Origin of the sequence: Umezawaea endophytica (genome assembly GCF_025061645.1) — a bacterium.
Lineage (GTDB): Bacteria > Actinomycetota > Actinomycetes > Mycobacteriales > Pseudonocardiaceae > Umezawaea > Umezawaea endophytica.
The window spans coordinates 1-19,817 of sequence record NZ_JANYMP010000040.1 but is presented as its reverse complement, the minus strand read 5'-3'; the positions used below and the strand labels follow the sequence as shown (position 1 = coordinate 19,817).

General features: G+C 72.1%; 19 protein-coding genes. 12 read left to right on the top strand and 7 right to left on the bottom strand.

All coding sequences use genetic code 11. The features are described from left to right. Complete coding sequence (locus NZH93_RS44865; protein ID WP_259629465.1) at window positions 1–672, bottom strand: DNA alkylation repair protein; 672 nt, start codon at window positions 670–672, stop codon at window positions 1–3. 37 nt (window positions 673–709) lie between these two features. On the opposite strand from NZH93_RS44865, the gene NZH93_RS44860 reads away from it, so the two are divergent. Next, window positions 710–1,357 (top strand): O-methyltransferase, encoded by a 648-nt coding sequence (locus NZH93_RS44860; RefSeq protein WP_259629464.1) that lies wholly within the window; start codon window positions 710–712, stop codon window positions 1,355–1,357. Here the strand turns inward: NZH93_RS44860 and NZH93_RS44855 are convergent. Both NZH93_RS44855 and NZH93_RS44850 read right to left on the bottom strand, forming a co-directional pair. Beyond that, on the bottom strand, window positions 1,335–1,892 hold the full coding sequence (locus NZH93_RS44855; RefSeq protein WP_259629463.1) for a hypothetical protein: 558 nt from the start codon (window positions 1,890–1,892) through the stop codon (window positions 1,335–1,337). The two genes, NZH93_RS44860 and NZH93_RS44855, sit on opposite strands and share 23 nt — an antisense overlap. Next, on the bottom strand, window positions 1,889–2,611 hold the full coding sequence (locus tag NZH93_RS44850; protein ID WP_259629462.1) for a MerR family transcriptional regulator: 723 nt from the start codon (window positions 2,609–2,611) through the stop codon (window positions 1,889–1,891). Before NZH93_RS44850 ends, NZH93_RS44855 begins: the two co-directional genes overlap by 4 nt. Window positions 2,612–2,698: 87 nt before the next feature. On the opposite strand from NZH93_RS44850, the gene NZH93_RS44845 reads away from it, so the two are divergent. Then, window positions 2,699–6,295 (top strand): nSTAND1 domain-containing NTPase, encoded by a 3,597-nt coding sequence (locus NZH93_RS44845; RefSeq protein ID WP_259629461.1) that lies wholly within the window; start codon window positions 2,699–2,701, stop codon window positions 6,293–6,295. Between the two features lie 13 nt (window positions 6,296–6,308). Here NZH93_RS44845 and NZH93_RS44840 read toward each other — a convergent pair whose 3' ends face one another. The 3 genes from NZH93_RS44840 to NZH93_RS44830 are packed head-to-tail and all read right to left on the bottom strand — an operon-like array spanning window position 6,309 to window position 8,411. Next, window positions 6,309–7,178 (bottom strand): ABC-2 membrane transporter-related protein, encoded by an 870-nt coding sequence (locus NZH93_RS44840; RefSeq protein ID WP_259629460.1) that lies wholly within the window; start codon window positions 7,176–7,178, stop codon window positions 6,309–6,311. Continuing rightward, entirely contained in the window at window positions 7,175–8,017 is an 843-nt protein-coding gene (locus NZH93_RS44835) for an ABC transporter ATP-binding protein (protein WP_259629459.1), read from the bottom strand. Before NZH93_RS44835 ends, NZH93_RS44840 begins: the two co-directional genes overlap by 4 nt. 10 nt (window positions 8,018–8,027) lie before the next feature. Then, window positions 8,028–8,411: a GntR family transcriptional regulator gene (locus NZH93_RS44830; protein ID WP_259629458.1), complete on the bottom strand. Its 384-nt coding sequence runs from the start codon at window positions 8,409–8,411 to the stop codon at window positions 8,028–8,030. 157 nt (window positions 8,412–8,568) lie between these two features. On the opposite strand from NZH93_RS44830, the gene NZH93_RS44825 reads away from it, so the two are divergent. The 9 genes from NZH93_RS44825 to NZH93_RS44785 all read left to right on the top strand — a co-directional run bounded on the left by NZH93_RS44825 (window position 8,569) and on the right by NZH93_RS44785 (window position 17,389). Then, window positions 8,569–9,408 carry an SAM-dependent methyltransferase gene (locus NZH93_RS44825; RefSeq protein WP_259629457.1) on the top strand — a complete coding sequence of 280 codons (840 nt, stop codon included), beginning with the start codon at window positions 8,569–8,571 and terminating at the stop codon, window positions 9,406–9,408. Between the two features lie 183 nt (window positions 9,409–9,591). Continuing rightward, window positions 9,592–10,614, top strand: a complete 1,023-nt coding sequence (gene argC / locus NZH93_RS44820) for an N-acetyl-gamma-glutamyl-phosphate reductase (protein WP_259629456.1) — start codon at window positions 9,592–9,594, stop codon at window positions 10,612–10,614. Then, window positions 10,611–11,783, top strand: coding sequence for a bifunctional glutamate N-acetyltransferase/amino-acid acetyltransferase ArgJ (gene argJ, locus NZH93_RS44815; RefSeq protein ID WP_259629455.1), 1,173 nt, complete (start codon window positions 10,611–10,613; stop codon window positions 11,781–11,783). Before argC ends, argJ begins: the two co-directional genes overlap by 4 nt. Further along, complete coding sequence (argB, locus tag NZH93_RS44810; protein WP_259629454.1) at window positions 11,780–12,658, top strand: acetylglutamate kinase; 879 nt, start codon at window positions 11,780–11,782, stop codon at window positions 12,656–12,658. Before argJ ends, argB begins: the two co-directional genes overlap by 4 nt. Further along, window positions 12,655–13,818 carry an acetylornithine transaminase gene (locus tag NZH93_RS44805; protein WP_259629453.1) on the top strand — a complete coding sequence of 388 codons (1,164 nt, stop codon included), beginning with the start codon at window positions 12,655–12,657 and terminating at the stop codon, window positions 13,816–13,818. Before argB ends, NZH93_RS44805 begins: the two co-directional genes overlap by 4 nt. After that, window positions 13,818–14,750 carry an ornithine carbamoyltransferase gene (gene argF / locus NZH93_RS44800; protein WP_259629452.1) on the top strand — a complete coding sequence of 311 codons (933 nt, stop codon included), beginning with the start codon at window positions 13,818–13,820 and terminating at the stop codon, window positions 14,748–14,750. Before NZH93_RS44805 ends, argF begins: the two co-directional genes overlap by 1 nt. After that, the gene (locus NZH93_RS44795; RefSeq protein ID WP_259629451.1) at window positions 14,747–15,244 is read left to right on the top strand and encodes an arginine repressor; all 498 of its coding nucleotides are present in this window, start codon (window positions 14,747–14,749) and stop codon (window positions 15,242–15,244) included. The genes argF and NZH93_RS44795 overlap by 4 nt, the downstream gene beginning before the upstream one ends. A gap of 167 nt (window positions 15,245–15,411) precedes the next feature. Then, the gene (gene argH / locus NZH93_RS44790; RefSeq protein WP_372506998.1) at window positions 15,412–16,773 is read left to right on the top strand and encodes an argininosuccinate lyase; all 1,362 of its coding nucleotides are present in this window, start codon (window positions 15,412–15,414) and stop codon (window positions 16,771–16,773) included. After that, window positions 16,763–17,389, top strand: a complete 627-nt coding sequence (locus tag NZH93_RS44785; RefSeq protein ID WP_259629449.1) for a DNA-3-methyladenine glycosylase — start codon at window positions 16,763–16,765, stop codon at window positions 17,387–17,389. The genes argH and NZH93_RS44785 overlap by 11 nt, the downstream gene beginning before the upstream one ends. A 49-nt stretch (window positions 17,390–17,438) precedes the next feature. Here the strand turns inward: NZH93_RS44785 and NZH93_RS44780 are convergent, their stop codons facing one another. Beyond that, the gene (locus NZH93_RS44780; RefSeq protein WP_259629448.1) at window positions 17,439–17,996 is read right to left on the bottom strand and encodes a hypothetical protein; all 558 of its coding nucleotides are present in this window, start codon (window positions 17,994–17,996) and stop codon (window positions 17,439–17,441) included. A 109-nt stretch (window positions 17,997–18,105) separates the two neighbouring features. Between NZH93_RS44780 and tyrS the strand changes: the two genes are divergently transcribed. Further along, entirely contained in the window at window positions 18,106–19,380 is a 1,275-nt protein-coding gene (gene tyrS, locus NZH93_RS44775) for a tyrosine--tRNA ligase (RefSeq protein ID WP_259629447.1), read from the top strand. Window positions 19,381–19,817: the final 437 nt, after the last annotated feature.

Sequence of the window (19,817 nt, the reverse complement as noted above, 5' to 3'; positions counted from 1 at the left end):
TCAGCCGAGGTGCTTCAGTGCTTCCCGCCGGGACAGCGGCGACAGCGCCGGGTGGGTGTCCACGAACGTCCGCACCCAGTCGGGGTCGGTCTTCGCGTGTTCGCGGAGGGCCCAGCCGATGCCCTTGCGCAGGAAGAAGTCCGGGTCGGCCAGGTTCGCCTCGACGCACTCCGCCAGCAGGTCGGTGTCCGTCGCGGCTTTCGAGCCCAGTTGGCAGATCACCGACGTGCGCCGCCGCCACCGGTCGTCGTCGCGCGCCCACGTCCGCATCAGCGGGGCGACGACGTCCGGGTCGGAGCGCAGCAGGGGGCCGACGCGCCTGCTCGCGATCTCGTCGACGAAGTCCCACCAGGCGCCGGTGACGACCAGTTCGTCGTACAGCGGCAGCAGGCTCGTGCTCCACCACCTCGGGTAGGCGCCGAGCAGGTCCAGCGCCAGGTAGCGCTCCTCGCGGTACCCGGCGCCGCGCCACAGTTCCAGCACCGTCGCGACCCACGTGTCGGCGTCCGGCAGCGGGTGCGCGGCGAACAGCGCCTTCGCCAGCTTCGACCGCTCGGGCTTCGCGACCCCGCGGAACGGGAGTTCGGACTTCATGTACCGGCGCATGTCCTCGGCCTTCGCCGGGGCCGCGACCCGAACCAGTCCGGCTCGCGCCGCGCCGACCAGATCCATGCCGGTCAAGGTAGGCGAAGCCCGCTACTTTGGCGTCATGGACCTGATCAACCCCGCCGTGAGCGACTACCTGCTGGCCCACTGCACGCCCGCCGACGACGTCCTGCGCGACCTCGCGGAGGAGACCCGCGCGGCTACCGGAGGCTCGGCCGGGATGCAGATCTCGCACGACGAGGGTGAGTTCCTCACCATGCTGGTCCGGCTCATCGGCGCCCGCCGCGCCGTCGAGGTCGGCGTGTTCACCGGGTACTCGTCGATCTGCGTCGCCCGCGGCCTCCCCACCGACGGCCACCTGCTGGCGTGCGACGTCAGCGAGGAGTGGACGTCGATCGCCCGCCGCTACTGGGACCGCGCGGGTGTCGCGGACCGGATCGAACTCCGGCTGGCCCCTGCGCTGGAGACGCTGCGCTCGCTCCCGCGGGACGAGGTGGTCGACTTCGCGTTCATCGACGCCGACAAGGTCGGCTACCCCGACTACTACGAGGAACTGGTCACGCGCCTGCGGCCCGGCGGCCTGATCGCGCTGGACAACGTGCTGCGCGGCGGCCGCGTCCTGGACGACTCGTTCCAGGACGAGTCGGACGTCGTGATGCGCCGGATGAACGACATCGTCGTCGGCGACGAGCGGGTCGACTCGGTCATGCTGCCCCTGCGCGACGGCGTCACGCTCGCCCGCAAGCGCTGATCCGCGGGCACCGGGCGCTGATCGCCGTCACCGCCGCCGCGGGGTCGTCGGCGTGGAAGCGCAGCGCCGTGGCGGCGCACCGGGCACCGCCCGGCAGCGGCACGTCCAGCGGCTCGGCCAGGTCGAGCCGCACGGTCGTCCGGTCACCGGCGACGACCACCACCTCGGTGCCGTCCCGCCGCACGGCCCGGAACCCGGTGTGGTGCTCCCGCCGCACCCGGACGGCGGCCACCAGCCGCAGCGGCACGACGACCTCGAACGCGCCGCCGTCCCGCAGCACCAGCGAGTCGGCGCGCAGGACGTGCGGCCGGGTCACCGCCCTGGCCAGGAGCACCAGCACCTGGAGCACCGCGCAGACGTCGAGCACGTGCACCACCGGCCACGGCACCAGCAGCCCCACCACCGCCGTCTCCAGCGCGAGCAGGCAGGCCATCGCGATCATCAGCGGCACCCGCTCGGCCGCGTGACCGAGCGCGACGTCGTCCGGCCCCACTCCCACCCGCCCGCGTCGCACCCACAGCAGCAGGCTCTTCACCGCCGTGCCACCAGGCGGAGGGCACGCCGGACGACCTCGGCCTGCGCGGGCGCCATCGACTCCAGCACCGCTTCGCCGAACGACCCGCCCTCGACCTCGCCGGACACCAACCCGGCGGGCAGGCTCTCGGCCAGCGCGGCGGCCAACGGCCCGACGCGGGGGTCGTCGACCTCCGCGTCGACCAGCGCGTCCAGTTCCCGGTTCAGCGCCGAACCCCGCTCGACGGCCGCCGGGTCGTCGGCGAGCGGGCGGAGGACGGCCAGCACGCGGTCGCGGTCCGGGCTGGTGTCGAGCAGCGCGAGCAGTTCCCGCTCCTTCGCCGCCGTCGACCCCGGCTGGTGGCCGATGGCCTCCAGCAGCGCGGCCAGGTCGGCGGACAGCGGGTCCTCGCCGGTCGGGACGCCCCGCAGCAGCGCCGCCAACCTGGCCCGGCGGTCCCGGATCCGGGTTTCCTGGCGGGTCAGGTCGTCGTCGAGTTCGAGGAGGATCTCGTGGAAGTCGCGGCCGGTGCCGTCGGCGAGGACGTCGCGCACCTCGTCCAGGCTGAGACCGAGTTCGGAGAGCCGTCGGACGCGGGCCAGGACGAGCGCGTCGCGCAGTCCGTAGACGCGGTAGCCGTTGGCGCGCCGCGGCGGTTCCGGCAGCAGACCCCGCCGGTGGTAGTGGCGCACCGCCCGCGTCGTCACCCCGGCCAGTGCGGCGAGCTCCCCGATTCGCATGGCACCCAGTACAAACCCCTACCCCGCGACAAGGTCAAGTCGTGCTCCCAGGTGCTCTCGGTACGATCACCGCCGGGGGAGGGGATCATGCCGCGTCCTGAGAGTCCGGTGGATCCGCACGCCGGGCCGGTCCAGCACTTCGCGTTCGACCTGAGGAAGCTCCGGGAGCGAGCGGGCTCGCCCGGCTACCGGGAACTGGGTCGCGCCACGCACTACTCGCCGACGACGCTCGCCGAAGCCGCCAGGGGCCAGCGGCTGCCCAGCCTGCCGGTGCTCCTCGCGTACGTGCGCGGCTGCGGCGGTGACGAGGGGGAGTGGGAGCGGCGGTGGCGTTCGCTCTCGGAGTCGAGGCTGTCGGTCTCGCCCTACGTCGGTCTCGCCAGCTTCGGTGAGCAGGACGCGGACCGGTTCTTCGGCCGGGAGCGGCTGCTGGAGAAGCTGGGGGACCGGCTGGCCGAACGCGGTCTGGTGGCGGTGGTAGGCGCGTCCGGGTCGGGCAAGTCGTCGCTGCTGCGCGCGGGCCTGCTGGCGTCCGCTGGTGGGCGGGCGAGGCTGATCACGCCGGGCGCGCACCCGTTGGCGAAGCTCGACGACCTGAGGTCGACGACGCTGCTGGTGGTCGACCAGTTCGAAGAGGTCTTCACGCTCTGCGGCGACCACGGGGAGCGGGCCGCGTTCATCGCCGGGCTCGTCGCGCTGCCGCACCGCACGCGGGTCGTGCTCGGGCTGCGGGCGGACTTCTACGGTCGCTGCGCCGACCACCCCGAACTGGCGGAGGCGGTGGAGGCGGGCCAGCTCCTGGTGGGGCCGATGTCGACGGAGGACCTGCGGCGGGCGATCACCCAGCCCTCGGTCAAGGCGGGCTGCGTCGTGGAGGCGGACCTGGTGGCCAGGCTGGTCGCCGACGCGACCGGTGAACCCGGTGTGCTCCCGCACCTGTCGCACGCGCTGCTGGAGACGTGGCGCCGCCGCCAGGACGACACGCTGACCCTCGCGGGCTACGAGGCGACCGGCGGCATCGCCGGGGCCATCGCGAAGTCGGCGGAAGACGTCTACGCCGAGTTCGACGAGGAGCGCAGAACCCTGGCGCGCCAGGTGTTCCTGCGGCTCATCGCACCCGGTGACGGCACGGAGGACACCAAGCGCCGGGTCCGGCGGGCCGAGTTGGACGGCGACCACGCGGTGGTGCTGGAACGCCTCGCGCGGGCCCGGCTGCTGACCGTGGACGACGACGGGGTCGAGCTGAGCCACGAGGCGGTGCTGCGGTCGTGGCCGCGACTCGTGGAGTGGATCGCCGAGGACCGCGCGGGCCTGCGGGTGCACCGGCACCTGACCGGGGCCGCACAGGCGTGGGAGTCGCACGGGAAGGACGCGGGCTCGCTCTACCGAGGCGTTCCGCTGGCCCTCACGAAGGACTGGGCGCAGCGCGATCCGGGTGTGCTCAACGAGCGGGAGCGGGCGTTCCTCGACGCGAGCGTCGCCGCCGAGGCGGGGGAACGGGAGACCGCGCGGCGGCGGACGCGCAGGCTGCGGCAGCTCGTCGGGGTGCTGTCGGTGCTGCTGGTGGTCGCCGTCGCGGCCACGGTCGTCGCCGTCCGAGCCCGCGGCGACGCGGACGCGCAGCTCGCGGTCACGTTGGCGCGCAAGGCGGTCACGGACGCCGACGTGCTCGGCCAGACCGATCCCGCGCTGGCGGCGCAGTTGCGGTTGGCCGCGTACCGGCTGGCGCCGCTGCCCGAGGCGCGCGACAGCCTGCTCAGCACGTTCGCCGCTCCCTACGCCACCAGGATCACCGCGCACAGCGAGGCGACCACCGCGGCGGTCTTCCACCCCGGCGGCGCGCTGCTCGCGACGGCGGCGCGCGACCGGGTCGTGGTGCTCTGGGACGTCCGCGACGTGCACCGGCCGCGGGAACTCGGCAGGCTCGTCGGCCACGGCGACGCCGTGCACGCCATCTCGTTCAGCCCGGACGGCTCGAAGCTGGCGACCGCGAGCTACGACGGCACCGCGCGGCTGTGGGACGTGGCCACCCCGTCCGCCCCGGTGGAACTGGCGGTCATCGGCGCGCACGTGGGCCACGTCGAGGCCGTGGCGTTCCAGGCCGACGGCGCGGCGCTCGCCACGGCGGGCGAGGACGGGACGATCCGGCTGTGGGACCTGGCCGAACCCCGCCACCCGGCGCCCCTGCGGACGTTCGAAGGCCACACCGCGCTGGTGCACGGGCTGGCGATCAGCGGCCGGGTCCTCGCCTCCGCGGGCTGGGACGGCACGACCCGCCTGTGGGACATGGACAACGGCCTGCAACTGTCCATCGTGGACACCCCGCCGGAAGGGCTCGCCGTGGCGTTCAGCCACGACGGCCGCACGCTGGCCACCGGCGGCGGTGACCGGAAGACGAGGCTGTGGGACGTCACCGATCCGCGCCTGCCCGTGCTGCTCTCGACCACCAGCGCCTTCGCGGGAATGGTGCACGGCCTCGCGTTCAGCCCGGACGACCGGATGCTCGCCACCGCCACGGACGACAAGACCGCGCGGCTGTGGGACGTCGCAGACCTCCGCGCGCCCTCCGAGCTGGTGGCGTTCACCGGCCACACCGACGCCGTCTGGTCGGCGTCGTTCAGCCCGGACGGCAAGACCCTCGCCACCACGAGCGACGACCGCGTGGTCCGGCTGGAGGACCTCGGCGGCCTCGCCGTCGCCCGGCACACGGGAGCGGTGTGGTCGCTGGACTTCAGCCCGGACGGCCGCACGCTGGCGTCCGGCTCCGAGGACGCGACCGCGCGGACGTGGCGCCCGGAACCGCTGCACGCCGCCGAAACCGCCCGACTGCCCGCGCACACCGGTCCGGTCGGCTTCGTGGAGTACTCGCCGCGCGGCGACGTCCTCGTCACCGGCGACGTCAAGGGTCCCGTCCGGCTGTGGCGGGGGACCGAGCCCACCGCGCTGCCCGCCGAGTCCGACGGCGCGGTGACGGGCGCGTTCACCGCCGACGGCTCGCTGCTGGTGACGTCGAACGTCGACGGGCTGGTCGCGCTGTGGGACGTGACCGACCCGCTGCGCCCGCGGCTGCGGAGCACGGTCACCAGCAACCCGTACGACCAGTTCTCGAACCTGGCGATCAGCGGCGACGGCCGCACGCTCGCCGTCGCCACCGACCACTGGGAGGTGGCCCTGTGGGACGTCGCCGACCCCGACCACCCGGTGGCCCTGCCGCCGCTGACCGGCCACAGCGGCACCGTGTCCGCCGTGGCGTTCGCCGGGTCCGTGCTCGCCACGGCGAGCATCGACGCCACCGCGAAGCTGTGGGGCCTCGCCGACCCGCGTCGTCCCGCGCTGCTCACGACGCTGACCGGGCACCAGGGGCCGGTGCAGCGGGTCGTGTTCAGCGCCGACCACCGGCTGGTGGCGACCGCGGGCAACGACGAGACGGTCCGGGTGTGGACCGTGGCCGACCCGCGCGACCCGCTGGTGCTCAAGGGCCACTCCGACCGGATCTGGGCCGTCGCGTTCAGCCCGGACGGCCGGGCCCTCGCCTCGGCCGGAGGCGACCACACCGTGCGGATGTGGGAACTCGACGTCGACCGGGTGGTGGACCGGATCTGCTCGATCGCCGCCCCGCCGATCAGCGCCGACCAGTGGGCCCGGCACTTCCCCGGCCTGCCCTACCGGCCGCCGTGTCCATAGTGGACATGGCGGACTAGTGGATCCGGCGCACCGCCCACGCGCCCGCGCCGAGCAGCGCGGCGGCGGCGAGGACGAAGATGCCGCTCTCCAGGAGCTGGAAGTCCCAGAACCGCTCCACCGGGTGGAACCTGGTGAACTGGCTGGCGATCCCCTGGTCCGCCATGCACTTCGGGAACGAGTCCAGCCCGCAGTCACCCGCGGCGAAGTTCATCGGTTTGCCCAGCGCGTCGAGGTAGCCGATCTCCACCCGCCACACGCCGGGGTCGGCCGAGCCGGACGCCGTGAACTCCGGTGTCGCGTAGTGCGGTCGGGCCGCGTTGCCGACGACGACCAGGAGCGCGAGGTACCCGCCGATGGTGACCGCCATCGCGCCGAGGGTGCCGCGCACGAGCAGCCCCGCCGTGGCGCCGAGCGCGAACGCGAACGCCGTGTACATGCCGAGGACGATCCCCTGGCTCTCGAACATCGGCGTCTGGAGCCTGCTGGTCATGATGAAGCTCAACGGTCCCAGCGCTTTCGCGTTGAGCAGGCCGAGCAGCGTCATCGCGACCGTCACCGGCACCCCGGCCACCAGCAGCTTCGTCGCCCACCACCGGCCGCGGCCGACGGACTGGGTCAGGCCGAAGACGTGCGTCCCCTGCTCCAGTTCCCGCGCGAACACCGGGGCTCCCGCGAACATCCCCAGCAGCACCGGAAGCACCAGCATCACCATCGGGACGTAGGACAGGAAGTCGGAGTACCGCTCGCCGAGCGGTCCGAGGTCCATCGGCAGCACCGAGGACACGTCGGCCCACAGCCAGGCCATCCCGGCGGCCACGACCGCCACCAGCCCCAACGACACCAGCGTCAGCAGCCGCTGCTGCCGCCACGCCACCCAGGTCACGCCGCCACCCCCCGTTCCGCCGCCGCGCGTCCCGCCCGGAAGTAGCCGAGCGTCAACTCCTCCAGGGTGGGGTCGAGCACCTCCACATCCGGCAGGTCCGCCAGTCCCCGCACCAGCACCGTCGACTGGCGTTCCACGTCACGCCGCTCCACCACGAACTCCGGCGGTACCTCCAGCGAGCGCGGCCCGATCAGCAGCCGGTGCTCGGCCAGCAGGTCCTCCACGTCGCCCGCCAGCCGCACCCGGCCGTCGGACAGCAGGAGCAGGTGGTCGCAGATCCCGTCCAGGTCCGCGATGACGTGCGACGACAGCACCACCGTCGTCCCGGTCTCGGCGACCTCCGACAGCAGCGCCTGCATGACCTCCTGGCGCGCCAGCGGGTCCAGGTCGGCCAGCGGCTCGTCCAGCAGCACGACCTCCGGCCTGCGGCCGAGCGTCACGGCCAGCGCGACCCGCGTCCGCTGCCCGCCGGACAGCGTGCGGATCCGCGCCCCCAGCGGCACCCGCGCCTCGTCGACCAGCCGCCGCGCGTACTCGTCGTCCCAGTCCGGGTTCAGCATCCGGCCCGCCCGCAGCATCTCCTGGACGGTGAACCCCTGGTACAGCGGTTTGCCCTGCGCCAGGAACCCCGGCCTGCCGAGCACCTCGACGCTGCCCGCCGTCGGCCGGAGCAGCCCGGTGGCCAGCGACATCAGCGTCGACTTGCCCGCGCCGTTCGGTCCTACCAGCGCCGCGATCCGGCCTGACGGCAACGTGAACGTGCAGTCCTCCAGCGCCCAGCCCCGCCGGTAGCGCTTGCCCAATCCGGCCGCGACGAGCGCGGCCGACCCCTCGTCCATGGAAACTTCCTCACGTCCCGTAGTGCTCGTCCAGCACGGCCTTCACCAGTGCCTCCACGTCTTCCCGCTCCAACCCGCCCGCTTCGGCCTCCGCGAGCCACGCCCCGAGCCCCTCGCGCAGCGGCCCGTCGTCGCTCGCGCCCGGTCTCGCCAGCGTCCCGATCACGAACGTCCCCAGCCCCCGCCTGCCTTCGACGAGCCCCTCGCGTTCGAGCTCCCGGTACGCCTTGAGCACCGTGTTGGGGTTCATGGCGGTCGCCGTCATGACCTCCTTGGCCGTCGGCAACCGATCGCCGGGTCGGAGCAGGCCCAACCGCAGCGCCTGCTTCGTCTGGTGCACGAGTTGCAGGTAGGCGGCGACCCCGGAGCGGCGGTCGATCCGGAACTCGATCACCTAAGACCCTTTCACTACTTAATTGGTGAAAGCATGATGCAGGGCGAACCGCGGGTGACGCAAGTCCCGTCCGGCAGTCGATCTTCCGTCCCGACGGCGGTACCGGCCGAGAAGCACCCGGTGCGACCCTCTGGCGGACTTTCGAGGAGGGTGGCAAGTGGGAGATGTAGAGCAGCGGGTCCGGGCCTACTACGACGTGGCGGGACCGGCCTACGAAGCGCTGATGGGCCCGTTCTGGCACCACGGCGACCTGGCGTCGGAGGAGGCGGGCCACTCGCCCGCCGAGGCCGCGCGCGCACTGGAGGAACGCCTGGTAGCGGACGCCGGTCTCGCCGCGGGCGGGTTCGCGCTCGACTTCGGCTCCGGTGTGGGTGGCGCGACGGTCCACATGGCGTCGGTCAGCGGGGCGCACATCGTCGGCGTGAGCAACAACGAGTGGCTGTCCCAGCGGGCCCGCGAGTACGCCCGTGACCAGGGGCTCGGCGAGCAGGTCACGTTCCACACGATCGGCGACGACGACTACCGCACCCTCTCCGCGTGGCCGGACGGCTGCCTGGACGCCGTGACCTGGTACGAGTCGGTCTGCCACCTCCCCGACAAGGCGGCCTTCTTCCGCGCCGCCGCGCGGATCCTCAAGCCCGGCGGGCGCCTGGTCGGCCTGGACTGGCTCCAGCGCCCGTTCGGCGAGCACCGGACCGACGAGCAGATCGCGCGGTGGATGGGCCCGGTCGAGCACCACATCTCGATCCCGTGGCACGGGACGGTCGAGGGCTACCGCGGGATGATCGAGGACGCGGGCCTCGTCGTGGAGCGGGCCGTCGACCTCTACCCCGACGTGCAGTGCTGGGGCAGCACGCCGCCGGAGGACGGCCAGGGCTGGTACTCCTACGAGGGCCAGGAGAGCGAGGTGTTCGCGGAGGGCAAGAAGGCGCTCGACGCCGCGCGCGCCGCTGGCGTGTTCACCGTCGGTGAGTTCGTCGCGGTGAAGCCGGGCTGATCCGGGGTGCTTGGTGGGGCCGTGGTCGGGTCGACCGCGGCCCCTCGTGCGTTCTACCTGGTGTTTTCGCGGGTTTCACCGCCCTGCTCTTGCGCGCGGCCCTTCGTGCGGGTGTGCTGGGGTAACCCCGGCACGGGTGAACAAGGGTTGAGTAAGTTTGCATTGCCATGCATAATTATCCGCATGACAGTGCGGATCGCGGTCGCCGGAGCCAGCGGGTACGCGGGGGGCGAGGTGCTCCGGCTCCTGCTCTCCCACCCCGACGTGGAGATCGGCGCCCTGACGGCGGGGGGCAACGCGGGGAGCCCGCTGCTCGCCCACCAACCCCACCTGCTGCCGCTGGCGGACCGGGTGCTGGAGGACACGACCGTCGAGGTACTGGCGGGCCACGACGTGGTGTTCCTCGCGCTGCCCCACGGCAAGTCCGCCGACATCGCGGCCCGGCTCGGTGACGACGTGCTCGTCGTCGACTGCGGCGCGGACCACCGGCTGGTGGACGCGTGGGCGTGGGAGCGCTGGTACGGCGGGGAGCACGCGGGCCACTGGCCGTACGGCCTGCCGGAACTCCCCGGCCAGCGGGAGAAGCTGGTCGGGACCAAGCGCGTCGCCGTCCCCGGCTGCTACCCGACCGTGTCGTCGCTCGCGCTCGCCCCGGTGGTCGCGGCCGACCTGGTCGAGCCCGAGGTGGTGGTCGTCGCGGTGTCCGGCACGTCCGGCGCGGGCAAGGCCGCGAAGACGAACCTGCTGGGCTCCGAGGTGATGGGGTCGCTGAGCGCGTACGGCGTCGGCGGCACGCACCGGCACACGCCCGAGATCGTGCAGAACCTCAGCGCCGTCGCGGACCGGCCCATCGGGGTGTCGTTCACCCCCGTGCTCGCGCCGCTGCCGCGCGGCATCCTCGCCACCTGCTCGGCCCAGTTGAGGCCCGAGGCGCAGGACGTGCGGGCGGTCTACGAGAAGGCGTACGCGGACGAGCCGTTCGTGCACCTGCTGCCCGAGGGCCTGTGGCCCACGACCGGCGCGGTGCTCGGGTCGAACGCGGTGCAGTTGCAGGTCGCGGTGGACCCGGACCTGAACCGCCTCGTCGTCGTGGCGGCGATCGACAACCTGACGAAGGGCACCGCCGGTGCCGCCGTGCAGTGCATGAACCTGGCGCTCGGCCTGCCGGAAACCACCGGCCTGTCCACTGTGGGAGTGGCTCCATGATCCGCGACAAGGGTGTTACCGGGCCCAAGGGCTTCACCGCGGCGGGCGTCGCCGCGGGCATCAAGCCGACCGGTGCGCCGGACCTGGCGCTGGTGGTGAACACCGGTCCGCTCGACTCGGCGGCGGGCGTGTTCACCACGAACAAGGTCAAGGCCGCCCCGGTGCTGTGGTCGCAGCAGGTGATCAAGGAGCGCAGGCTCGCGGCGGTCGTCCTCAACTCCGGCGGCGCGAACGCGTGCACCGGCCCCGAGGGCTTCCAGGACACCCACGCCACGGCGGAGAAGGTCGCGGAGGTGCTGGGCCGCGGCGCGATCGAGGTGGCCGTCTGCTCCACCGGTCTCATCGGCGAACGGCTGCCGATGGACGCGATCCGGTCCGGTGTGGACAGTGCGGCCAAGGCGCTCGACGACACCGTCGAAGCCGGGTTCAACGCGGCGACCGCCGTGCTCACCACGGACTCGCGGGCGAAGCAGTCGTGGGAGGCGCACGCCGACGGCTGGTCGGTCGGCGGTTTCGTGAAGGGCGCGGGCATGCTCGCCCCGAACATGGCCACGATGCTCTCGGTGATCACCACCGACGCCGTGGTCGACGGTCCCGCGCTCGACGCGGCCCTGCGCTCGGCCACCGGCCGCACGTTCGACCGCCTCGACGTCGACGGCGGCACGTCGACCAACGACACCGTGCTGGTGCTGGCCTCCGGCGCGTCCGGCGTGACGCCCACCGCCGAGGACTTCACCGCGCTGCTCACCGCCGTCGCGGGCGACCTGGTCAAGCAGCTCCAGGGCGACGCCGAGGGCGTCACCAAGGAGGTCTCGATCGTCGTGCGGGGCGCCGCGACCGAGGCGGAGGCCGTGCTGGTCGGCCGCACGGTCGCCGAGGACAACCTGGTCAAGACCGCGCTGTACGGCTCCGACCCCAACTGGGGGCGCATCGCGATGGCGCTCGGCCGCGCGGACGCCGTGATCGACCAGGACAAGCTCGGCATCACGATCAACCGCGCCGTGCTGTTCTCCAACGGCGCCAGGGCCGAGGACCGCTCGGCCGCCGACCTGTCCGGCCGCGAGATCGAGATCGTGATCGACCTCAACGTCGGCGACGGCACGGCCACGATCCTCACCACCGACCTGTCGCACGAGTACGTCGAAGAGAACAGCGCGTACTCCTCGTGACCGGGACCCCGCAGGAGAAGGCGGCCGTCCTGGTCGAGGCCCTGCCGTGGTTGCAGCGGTTCCGCGACGCGGTCGTGGTCGTGAAGTACGGCGGCAACGCCATGATCGACGACCGGCTCAAGCAGGCCTTCGCGCAGGACATGGTGTTCCTCAAGCTCGCGGGCCTGCACCCGGTCGTCGTGCACGGCGGCGGCCCGCAGATCGGCGCGATGCTGAAGAAGCTGGGCATCGAGAGCGAGTTCCGCGGCGGCCTGCGGGTCACCACGCCGGAGGCGATGGACGTCGTCCGCATGGTCCTCGTCGGCCAGGTCGGCCGGGAGCTGGTCGGCCTGATCAACGCCCACGGCCCGCACGCGGTCGGCATGTCCGGTGAGGACGCGCACCTGTTCACCGCGAGCCGCCGCCCGGCGATCGTGGACGGTGAACCGGTGGACATCGGCCTGGTCGGCGACATCGTCGGCGTGAACCCGGACGCGGTGCTGGACATCGTGCGGGCGGGCCGGATCCCGGTCGTCAGCTCGGTCGCGCCGGACGTCGACGGCGTGGTGCACAACGTGAACGCGGACACCGCGGCGGGCGCGCTCGCCGTCGCGCTGAACGCCAAGAAGCTCGTGGTGCTGACCGACGTCGAAGGTCTGTACTCGGACTGGCCGGACAGGTCGTCGCTGCTGCACGAGGTGGGCGCGGACGAACTGGAGAAGATGTTGCCGCACCTGGACAGCGGCATGGTCCCGAAGATGGAGGCCTGCCTGCGGGCGGTGCGCGGCGGGGTCCCGCAGGCGCACGTCATCGACGGCAGGCTGGAGCACTCCGTGCTGCTGGAGGTCTTCACCTCCAGCGGTGTCGGCACGATGGTCATGGGGGATGAAGCGTGAACGACCAGCAGCGGTGGCAGGCCGCGATGATGAACAACTACGGGACACCGCAGATCACGCTCGACCGCGGCGAGGGCGCGTTCGTCTGGGACACCGACGGCAACCGCTACCTCGACCTGCTGTCGGGCATCGCGGTGAACGCGCTCGGCCACGCGCACCCGGCGATCGTCGCCGCGGTGACGGAGCAGATCGGCAAGCTGTCCCACACCTCGAACTTCTACATCAACCAGCCGTCGCTGGCGCTGGCCGAACGCCTGCTCGAACTGTCCGGTGTGGACGGTGGTGGCCGGGTGCTGTTCTGCAACTCCGGCGCCGAGGCGAACGAGACCGCGTTCAAGATCAGCCGCCGGACCGGCCGCACCAAGGTGGTCGCCACCGACGGCGGGTTCCACGGCCGCACGATGGGCGCGCTCGCCCTCACCGGCCAGCCGCCGAAGCGCACCCCGTTCGAACCGCTGGTCCCCGGCGTCACGCACATCCCGTTCGGTGACGTCGCCGCGCTGGAAGCCGCCGTCGACGACGAGACCGCCGCGTTCTTCGTCGAACCGATCCAGGGCGAGAACGGCGTCGTCGTCCCGCCCGCCGGGTACCTCCAGGCTGCCCGCGAGATCACCTCCGCGCACGGCGCGCTGCTGGTGCTGGACGAGGTGCAGACCGGCATCGGCCGCCTCGGCACCTGGTTCGCGTTCCAGCAGGCAGGCGTCGTGCCGGACGTGTTCACCCTGGCCAAGGGGCTGGGCGGCGGACTCCCGCTCGGCGCGTGCGTCGCGGTCGGCGACACGGCGGCGCTGCTCGAACCCGGCCAGCACGGCACGACGTTCGGCGGCAACCCGGTGAGCTGCGCCGCCGCGCTCGCGGTGCTGGACACCATCGTCTCCGAAGGACTGCTCGAACACGCCTCGACGCTCGGCAAGGAGATCGCCACCGGCATCGAGGCGCTGAACCACCCGCTCGTCTCCGGGGTGCGCGGAGCGGGCCTGCTGCTCGGCATCACGCTGCGGGAGGCGGTCTCGGCGAAGGCCGCCGCGGCCGCGCAGCGGGCCGGTTACCTGATCAACGCCGTCCAGCCCGACGTCATCCGCCTCGCCCCGCCGCTCGTGCTCGACGAGACCGACGCCCTTCGCCTCGTCGCCGACTTCCCGACGTTCCTGGAGCCGTGATGACCCCGAGGCACTTCCTCCGCGACGACGACCTGAACCCCGACGAGCAGCTCGCCGTCCTCGACCTGGCCGACGCCTACAAGGCCGACCAGTTCTCCGCGAAACCGCTGGCGGGCCCCAAGTCCGTCGCCGTGATCTTCGAGAAGAACTCCACCCGAACCCGGCTCTCGTTCGAGGTCGGCATCGCGCAGCTCGGCGGCAACCCGGTCATCATCGACGGCCGCTCCATGCAGCTCGGCCGCGAGGAGACCATCGAGGACACCTCCCGCATCCTGTCCGGCTACGTGGACGCGGTGGTGTGGCGGACGTTCGCGCAGAAGCGCATGGAGGCGATGGCGTCCGTGTCGCGGGTGCCGGTCGTCAACGCGCTCACCGACGAGTTCCACCCGTGCCAGGTGCTCGCGGACCTCCAGACCATCCGCAGCAGGCACGGGAAGCTCGCGGGCCTCACCGCGACCTACCTCGGCGACGGCGCGAACAACATGTCGCACTCGATGCTGCTCGGCGGCGCCACGGCGGGCATGAACATCCGCATCGCCGCGCCCCCGTCGTTCGTGCCGCTGCCCTGGATCCTGGAGGACGCGAAGAAGCGCGCCGCCGAGACCGGCGGCTCGGTCGAGCTGGTCACCGACCCGCGCGAGGCCGTCGACGGCGCGGACGTGCTGGTCACCGACACGTGGACGTCGATGGGCCAGGAGAACGACGGGCTCGACCGCGTCAGCCCGTTCCGGCCGTACCAGGTGAACGCCGCGCTGGTCGCCGCGACGGGCGTCACGACCACGGTCCTGCACTGCCTGCCAGCGCACCGCGGCTGGGAGATCACCGACGAGGTGCTCGACGGCCCGGACAGCGCGGTGTGGGACGAGGCCGAGAACCGGCTGCACGCCCAGAAGGCGCTGCTGGTGTGGCTTTTGGAGAACTCGGGGTCATGACCAGGACCGCGCGTCAGGGCCGCATCGTCGAACTCGTCTCGCAGAGGGCCATCCGAAGCCAGTCCGAGTTGGCGAAAACCCTGGCCATGGAAGGCATAGAGGTCACCCAGGCGACCCTGTCGCGCGACCTCGACGAACTCGGCGCGGTCAAGCTCCGCGGAGCCGACGGGGGAGCGCCGGTCTACGTGATCCCCGAGGACGGCAGCCCGGTGCGCGGGGTCCAGGGCGGCACGTCGCGCCTGGCCCGCGTGCTCGGGGAACTGCTGGTCTCCGTGGACCACTCGGGGAACCTGGCCGTGCTGCGCACCCCGCCCGGCGCGGCCCAGTTCCTGGCCAGCGCGCTGGACCGGGCCGCGCTCAACGACATCGTCGGCACGATCGCGGGCGACGACACGATCATCGTCGTGGCCCGCGAACCGCTCACCGGAGCGGACCTGGCCGAACGGATCGCGTCGCTGTCGGAAGGCCACCAGCAGGACGAGGACACTGCGTGAGCACCCCAGAGCCGATGGGGTGAACCCGTGGCCATCGGAGACCGCGCCCTGGACACCCACGACGAGGGCGCTACCGTCGACCAGTTGTGGGATCTGCCGAGCAAGAGGGATTTGAACAAGTGAGCGCACTGTGGGGCGGAAGGTTCGCATCGGGACCCGCGGAGGCGATGGCGCTGCTGTCGGCGTCGACGCACTTCGACTGGCGACTGGCTCCTTATGACATCGCGGGCTCGCGGGCCCACGCGCGCGTCCTGCGCGCGGCGGGGCTGCTCACCGACGACGAGCTGACCCGCATGATCGAGGCGCTCGACCTGCTGGAGACCGACGCGGCCTCCGGCGCGTTCGAGCCCGTCCTCGCCGACGAGGACGTGCACACGGCGCTCGAACGCGGCCTGATCGAACGCGCGGGCCCGGAACTCGGCGGCAAGCTCCGCGCGGGCCGGTCGCGCAACGACCAGGTCGCCACGCTGTTCCGGATGTGGCTGCGGGACGCGGCCCGCCGGGTCGGCGACGGCGTGCTCGACGTGGTGGACGCGCTCGTCGGCCAGGCGCAGGCGCACCCGAACGCGGTCATGCCCGGCCGCACCCACCTCCAGGCCGCGCAGCCCGTGCTGCTCGCCCACCACCTGCTCGCCCACGCGCAGTCGCTGCTGCGCGACATCGAGCGGCTCCAGGACTGGGACAGGCGGACGGCGTCGTCGCCCTACGGCTCCGGCGCGCTGGCGGGCTCGTCGCTCGGGCTCGACCCGGCGGCCGTCGCGGCCGAACTCGGCTTCGACGGGCCGGTGGAGAACTCCATCGACGGCACGGCGTCGCGCGACTTCGCGGCCGAGATCGCGTTCGTGCTGGCCATGATCGGCGTGAACCTGTCGCGGATCGCCGAGGAGGTCATCATCTGGACCACGTCGGAGTTCGGCTTCGCCGTGCTCGACGACGCGTGGGCCACCGGCAGCTCGATCATGCCGCAGAAGAAGAACCCCGACGTCGCGGAGCTGACCCGCGGCAAGTCCGGCAGGCTGATCGGCAACCTGACCGGCCTGCTGGCCACGTTGAAGGCGCAGCCGCTGGCCTACAACCGCGACCTCCAGGAGGACAAGGAGCCGCTGTTCGACTCGGTCGAGCAGCTCGAACTCCTGCTCCCCGCCATCGCCGGGATGCTCTCGACGATCCGGTACGACACCGACCGCATGGCCGAGGTCGCGCCGCTGGGCTTCACCCTGGCCACCGACATCGCCGAGTGGCTGGTGCGCCAGGGCGTGCCGTTCCGGATCGCGCACGAGGCGGCGGGCGAGTGCGTCCGCGTGGCCGAGGGCCGCGGGGTCGGACTGGACGAGCTGACCGACCAGGAGTTCGCCGACGTGTCGCCCCACCTCACACCGGCTGTCAGAGACGTGCTGACCGTGCACGGCTCCATCGCGTCCCGCGACGGCCACGGCGGCACCGCGCCCGACCGGGTCGCCGAGCAGCTCAAGCGGCTGGTCGACCGCGTGTCGATCGCGCGGGGGTTCACGGCAGGCCGTGCCAGGTAGGCAGCTCACCGAGCAGGAGCTCGCCGTCGAACCGGTCGACGCGGCGCGGCTCCTGCTCGGCTGCGTCCTGGAGAGCACGACCCCCGAAGGCGTCGTGGGCGTCCGGATCGTGGAGGTGGAGGCGTACCGGGGGTTCGACGACCCGGCGTCGCACTGCCACCGCGGCAAGACCCCGCGCAACGAGGTGATGTTCGGTCCGGCCGGGCACCTGTACGTCTACTTCGTGTACGGCATGCACTTCTGCTGCAACGTCGTGTCGCTGACCGACGGCGAGCCCGGCGCGGTGCTGATCCGCGCGGGTGAGGTCGTGAAGGGCTCGGAACTGGCCCACATCCGCCGCCCGTCCGCACGCGGCCAGGCCGAACTCGCGAAGGGGCCCGCGCGGCTCACCAGCGTCCTCGGGCTCGACCGCACGCACAACGGCGTCGACCTGACGTCGTCGAAGGCGTCGGTCCGGCTGTACGCCGGGGACCCGGTGTCGGACGCCGAGGTCGTGACCGGCCCCCGCGTGGGGATCACGGTCGCGATGGAGGTGCCGTGGCGGTACTGGCTGGCCGACTCGCCCGCCGTGAGCACGTTCCGCAAGGGCGCCAAGCGCCGCCCGACGACACCCTGAGGTCGTGCGGCCCCGCGTGAGTGGCGGGGCCGCCCCCACGACGGTCGTCCTAGTAGGTGGCGGTCCGGCGGTACCAGACGCGGCGCTGGCCGACCGGCAGCGCCAGCCGGGTGATCAGGTTCGTGAGCACGGCCCGCAGCACCAGCCAGATGACCGCGGCCAACCCGTCGTTCAGCAGCGTGCGCGCGCCGAGGTTCTCCGGGGTGAACAGGTCGCGCAGCCCCAGCGACACCGCCGCCGACCAGCCCTCGATCATCTGCGCGAAGCCGTTGGCCGCGTTCGCGCCACCGATCACCAGGAAGATGTGCACCGCCAGCACGATGGCGAACAGCAGGCACACCACGTCGATGACCGCGCACACCACCATCACGGTCTTCACGCGGGCGTGGTCGTCGCGCGGACGCTCCACGACCTCTTCCTCGCGCCGCACCACGTTCTCGCGGCGCGGGTCGTCCTGGAGCGGGACGGGCGCGCCCACCTGCGTCGGGTAGTCGTCGCGCCGGACGTCGCGCGCGGGCATCTGCTCGGTCCGCTGCTCCTCGACGGAGTACCCGCCCTGCGGGTGCCTCTCGGCCGGGCGCCGCGGTTCACGATCCGGATACGTCATCGGTCGAGTCCTCTCGGTTACCCCCAGGACCCGACTACCCCTCCGGGGCCAGGCACAAACCGCACTGCACGGTGAACCCCCTCGACCTGGTAGGGGAGAATCGACCCCCGTGAGCGAGCACATCCTTGACGAGCTGTCCTGGCGCGGCCTGATCGCGCATTCCACCGACCTCGACGCACTGCGGAAAGACCTGGACTCGGGCCCGCTCACCCTCTATTGCGGCTTCGACCCGACCGCGCCGAGCCTGCACGCGGGCAACCTCGTCCCGCTGCTGCTGCTCCGCCGGTTCCAACGGGCGGGCCACCGGCCCATCGTCCTGTCGGGCAGCGCGACCGGCATGATCGGCGACCCGCGCGACAACGGCGAGCGGACGCTGAACACGCTCGACACGGTCGTCGAGTGGGCCACCCGGATCCGCGGCCAACTGGAGCGGTTCGTCGACTTCGACGACACCCCGACCGGTGCCATCGTGGCGAACAACCTCGACTGGACCTCCCAGATGCCGGTCCTGGACTTCCTGCGCGACGTCGGCAAGCACTTCTCGATCAACATGATGCTCGGCCGCGACACCGTGAAGCGGCGCCTGGAGAACGACGGGATGTCGTACACGGAGTTCAGCTACCTGCTGCTCCAGTCGCACGACTACCTCCAGCTCAACCGCGCGTACGGCACCTCGCTCCAGGTCGGCGGGTCGGACCAGTGGGGCAACATCCTCGGCGGCGTCGACCTGGTCAGGAAGGTCGACGGCAAGTCGGTGCACGCGCTGACCGCGCCGCTGGTCACCGACGCGGAGGGCCGCAAGTTCGGGAAGTCCACCGGCGGCGGCAGCGTGTGGCTCGACCCGGAGATGACCTCGCCGTACGCCTGGTACCAGTACTTCGTGAACGTGGGCGACGCCGACGTCGTCCGCTACCTGCGCCTGTTCACCTTCGTGTCCAAGGAGGAGATCGAGGAGCTGGAGCGGGACACCGCCGAACGCCCGCACCTGCGGTCCGCGCAGAAGCGGCTGGCCCAGGAGTTCACCGACCTGGTGCACGGGGAGCGCGAGACGCAGCAGGTCATCGCGGCGAGCCAGGCCCTGTTCGGGCGCGGCGAGCTGGGGGGCCTCGACCTGTCCACGCTCGACGCGGCGATGGCCGAGGCCCCGACCGGCACCGCGGTGCTGTCGGAGTCGCCGACGATCGTGGACCTGCTCGTGAGCTCCGGGCTGGCCGAGAGCAAGGGCGCCGCGCGCCGCACGGTGAAGGAGGGCGGCGCGTACGTGAACAACGTGAAGGTCGTCGACGAGGAGTGGACTCCGGGCAAGGAGGACCTCGTGCACGGCAAGTGGCTGGTGCTCCGGCGGGGCAAGCGCAACACCGCGGGCGTGCAGGTGCAGCTCTGACCTGCGTTTTCGTCGATCCGACGGCCGTCGTCCCGCTTTGGGGCGGCGGCCGTTTGGTTCTCTTTTGGGTGATGGCGGTCACACTGTTGCGCGGAACGGCGGTGCGATAGCGTGCTCGTAGGGCTGGAGCACCTGACCTGACCTGCGGTTTCTTGGTGTGCGCCGGGTGTTGGACCCCCGATTTGACCTCCAGTTCCGGCACGTGTAACTTTCTCCAAGTCAGGCCAACACGGACCGCCCAGCGGGCCGGAGCCAGACGGAGAGTGCGAACCAAGCTCCCAGAAGTTGTGGTAGAGTGGGCAGTCTCCGAAACGGGAAGACCCAGTCGGCGGTCCCTAAGGGCCGATTTGACCAGGGCGTCTAGTTTCACCTAAGCAAAATCTTTAGCTTTGAATATATGCACATGCCCCGGATCGGGCCGCAGTTTTGCGGCTGGT

What these genes read in the sequence shown, in the direction of transcription:
- NZH93_RS44795 (WP_259629451.1), top strand. Translation starts at nt 14,747, where the DNA reads ATGACCAGGACCGCGCGTCAGGGCCGCATCGTCGAACTCGTCTCGCAG.
- NZH93_RS44865 (WP_259629465.1), bottom strand. Translation starts at nt 672, where the DNA reads ATGGATCTGGTCGGCGCGGCGCGAGCCGGACTGGTTCGGGTCGCGGCC.
- NZH93_RS44850 (WP_259629462.1), bottom strand. Translation starts at nt 2,611, where the DNA reads ATGCGAATCGGGGAGCTCGCCGCACTGGCCGGGGTGACGACGCGGGCG.
- argJ (WP_259629455.1), top strand. Translation starts at nt 10,611, where the DNA reads ATGATCCGCGACAAGGGTGTTACCGGGCCCAAGGGCTTCACCGCGGCG.
- NZH93_RS44860 (WP_259629464.1), top strand. Translation starts at nt 710, where the DNA reads ATGGACCTGATCAACCCCGCCGTGAGCGACTACCTGCTGGCCCACTGC.
- NZH93_RS44780 (WP_259629448.1), bottom strand. Translation starts at nt 17,996, where the DNA reads ATGACGTATCCGGATCGTGAACCGCGGCGCCCGGCCGAGAGGCACCCG.
- argF (WP_259629452.1), top strand. Translation starts at nt 13,818, where the DNA reads ATGACCCCGAGGCACTTCCTCCGCGACGACGACCTGAACCCCGACGAG.
- argC (WP_259629456.1), top strand. Translation starts at nt 9,592, where the DNA reads ATGACAGTGCGGATCGCGGTCGCCGGAGCCAGCGGGTACGCGGGGGGC.
- NZH93_RS44845 (WP_259629461.1), top strand. Translation starts at nt 2,699, where the DNA reads ATGCCGCGTCCTGAGAGTCCGGTGGATCCGCACGCCGGGCCGGTCCAG.
- NZH93_RS44835 (WP_259629459.1), bottom strand. Translation starts at nt 8,017, where the DNA reads ATGGACGAGGGGTCGGCCGCGCTCGTCGCGGCCGGATTGGGCAAGCGC.
- argH (WP_372506998.1), top strand. Translation starts at nt 15,412, where the DNA reads ATGGCGCTGCTGTCGGCGTCGACGCACTTCGACTGGCGACTGGCTCCT.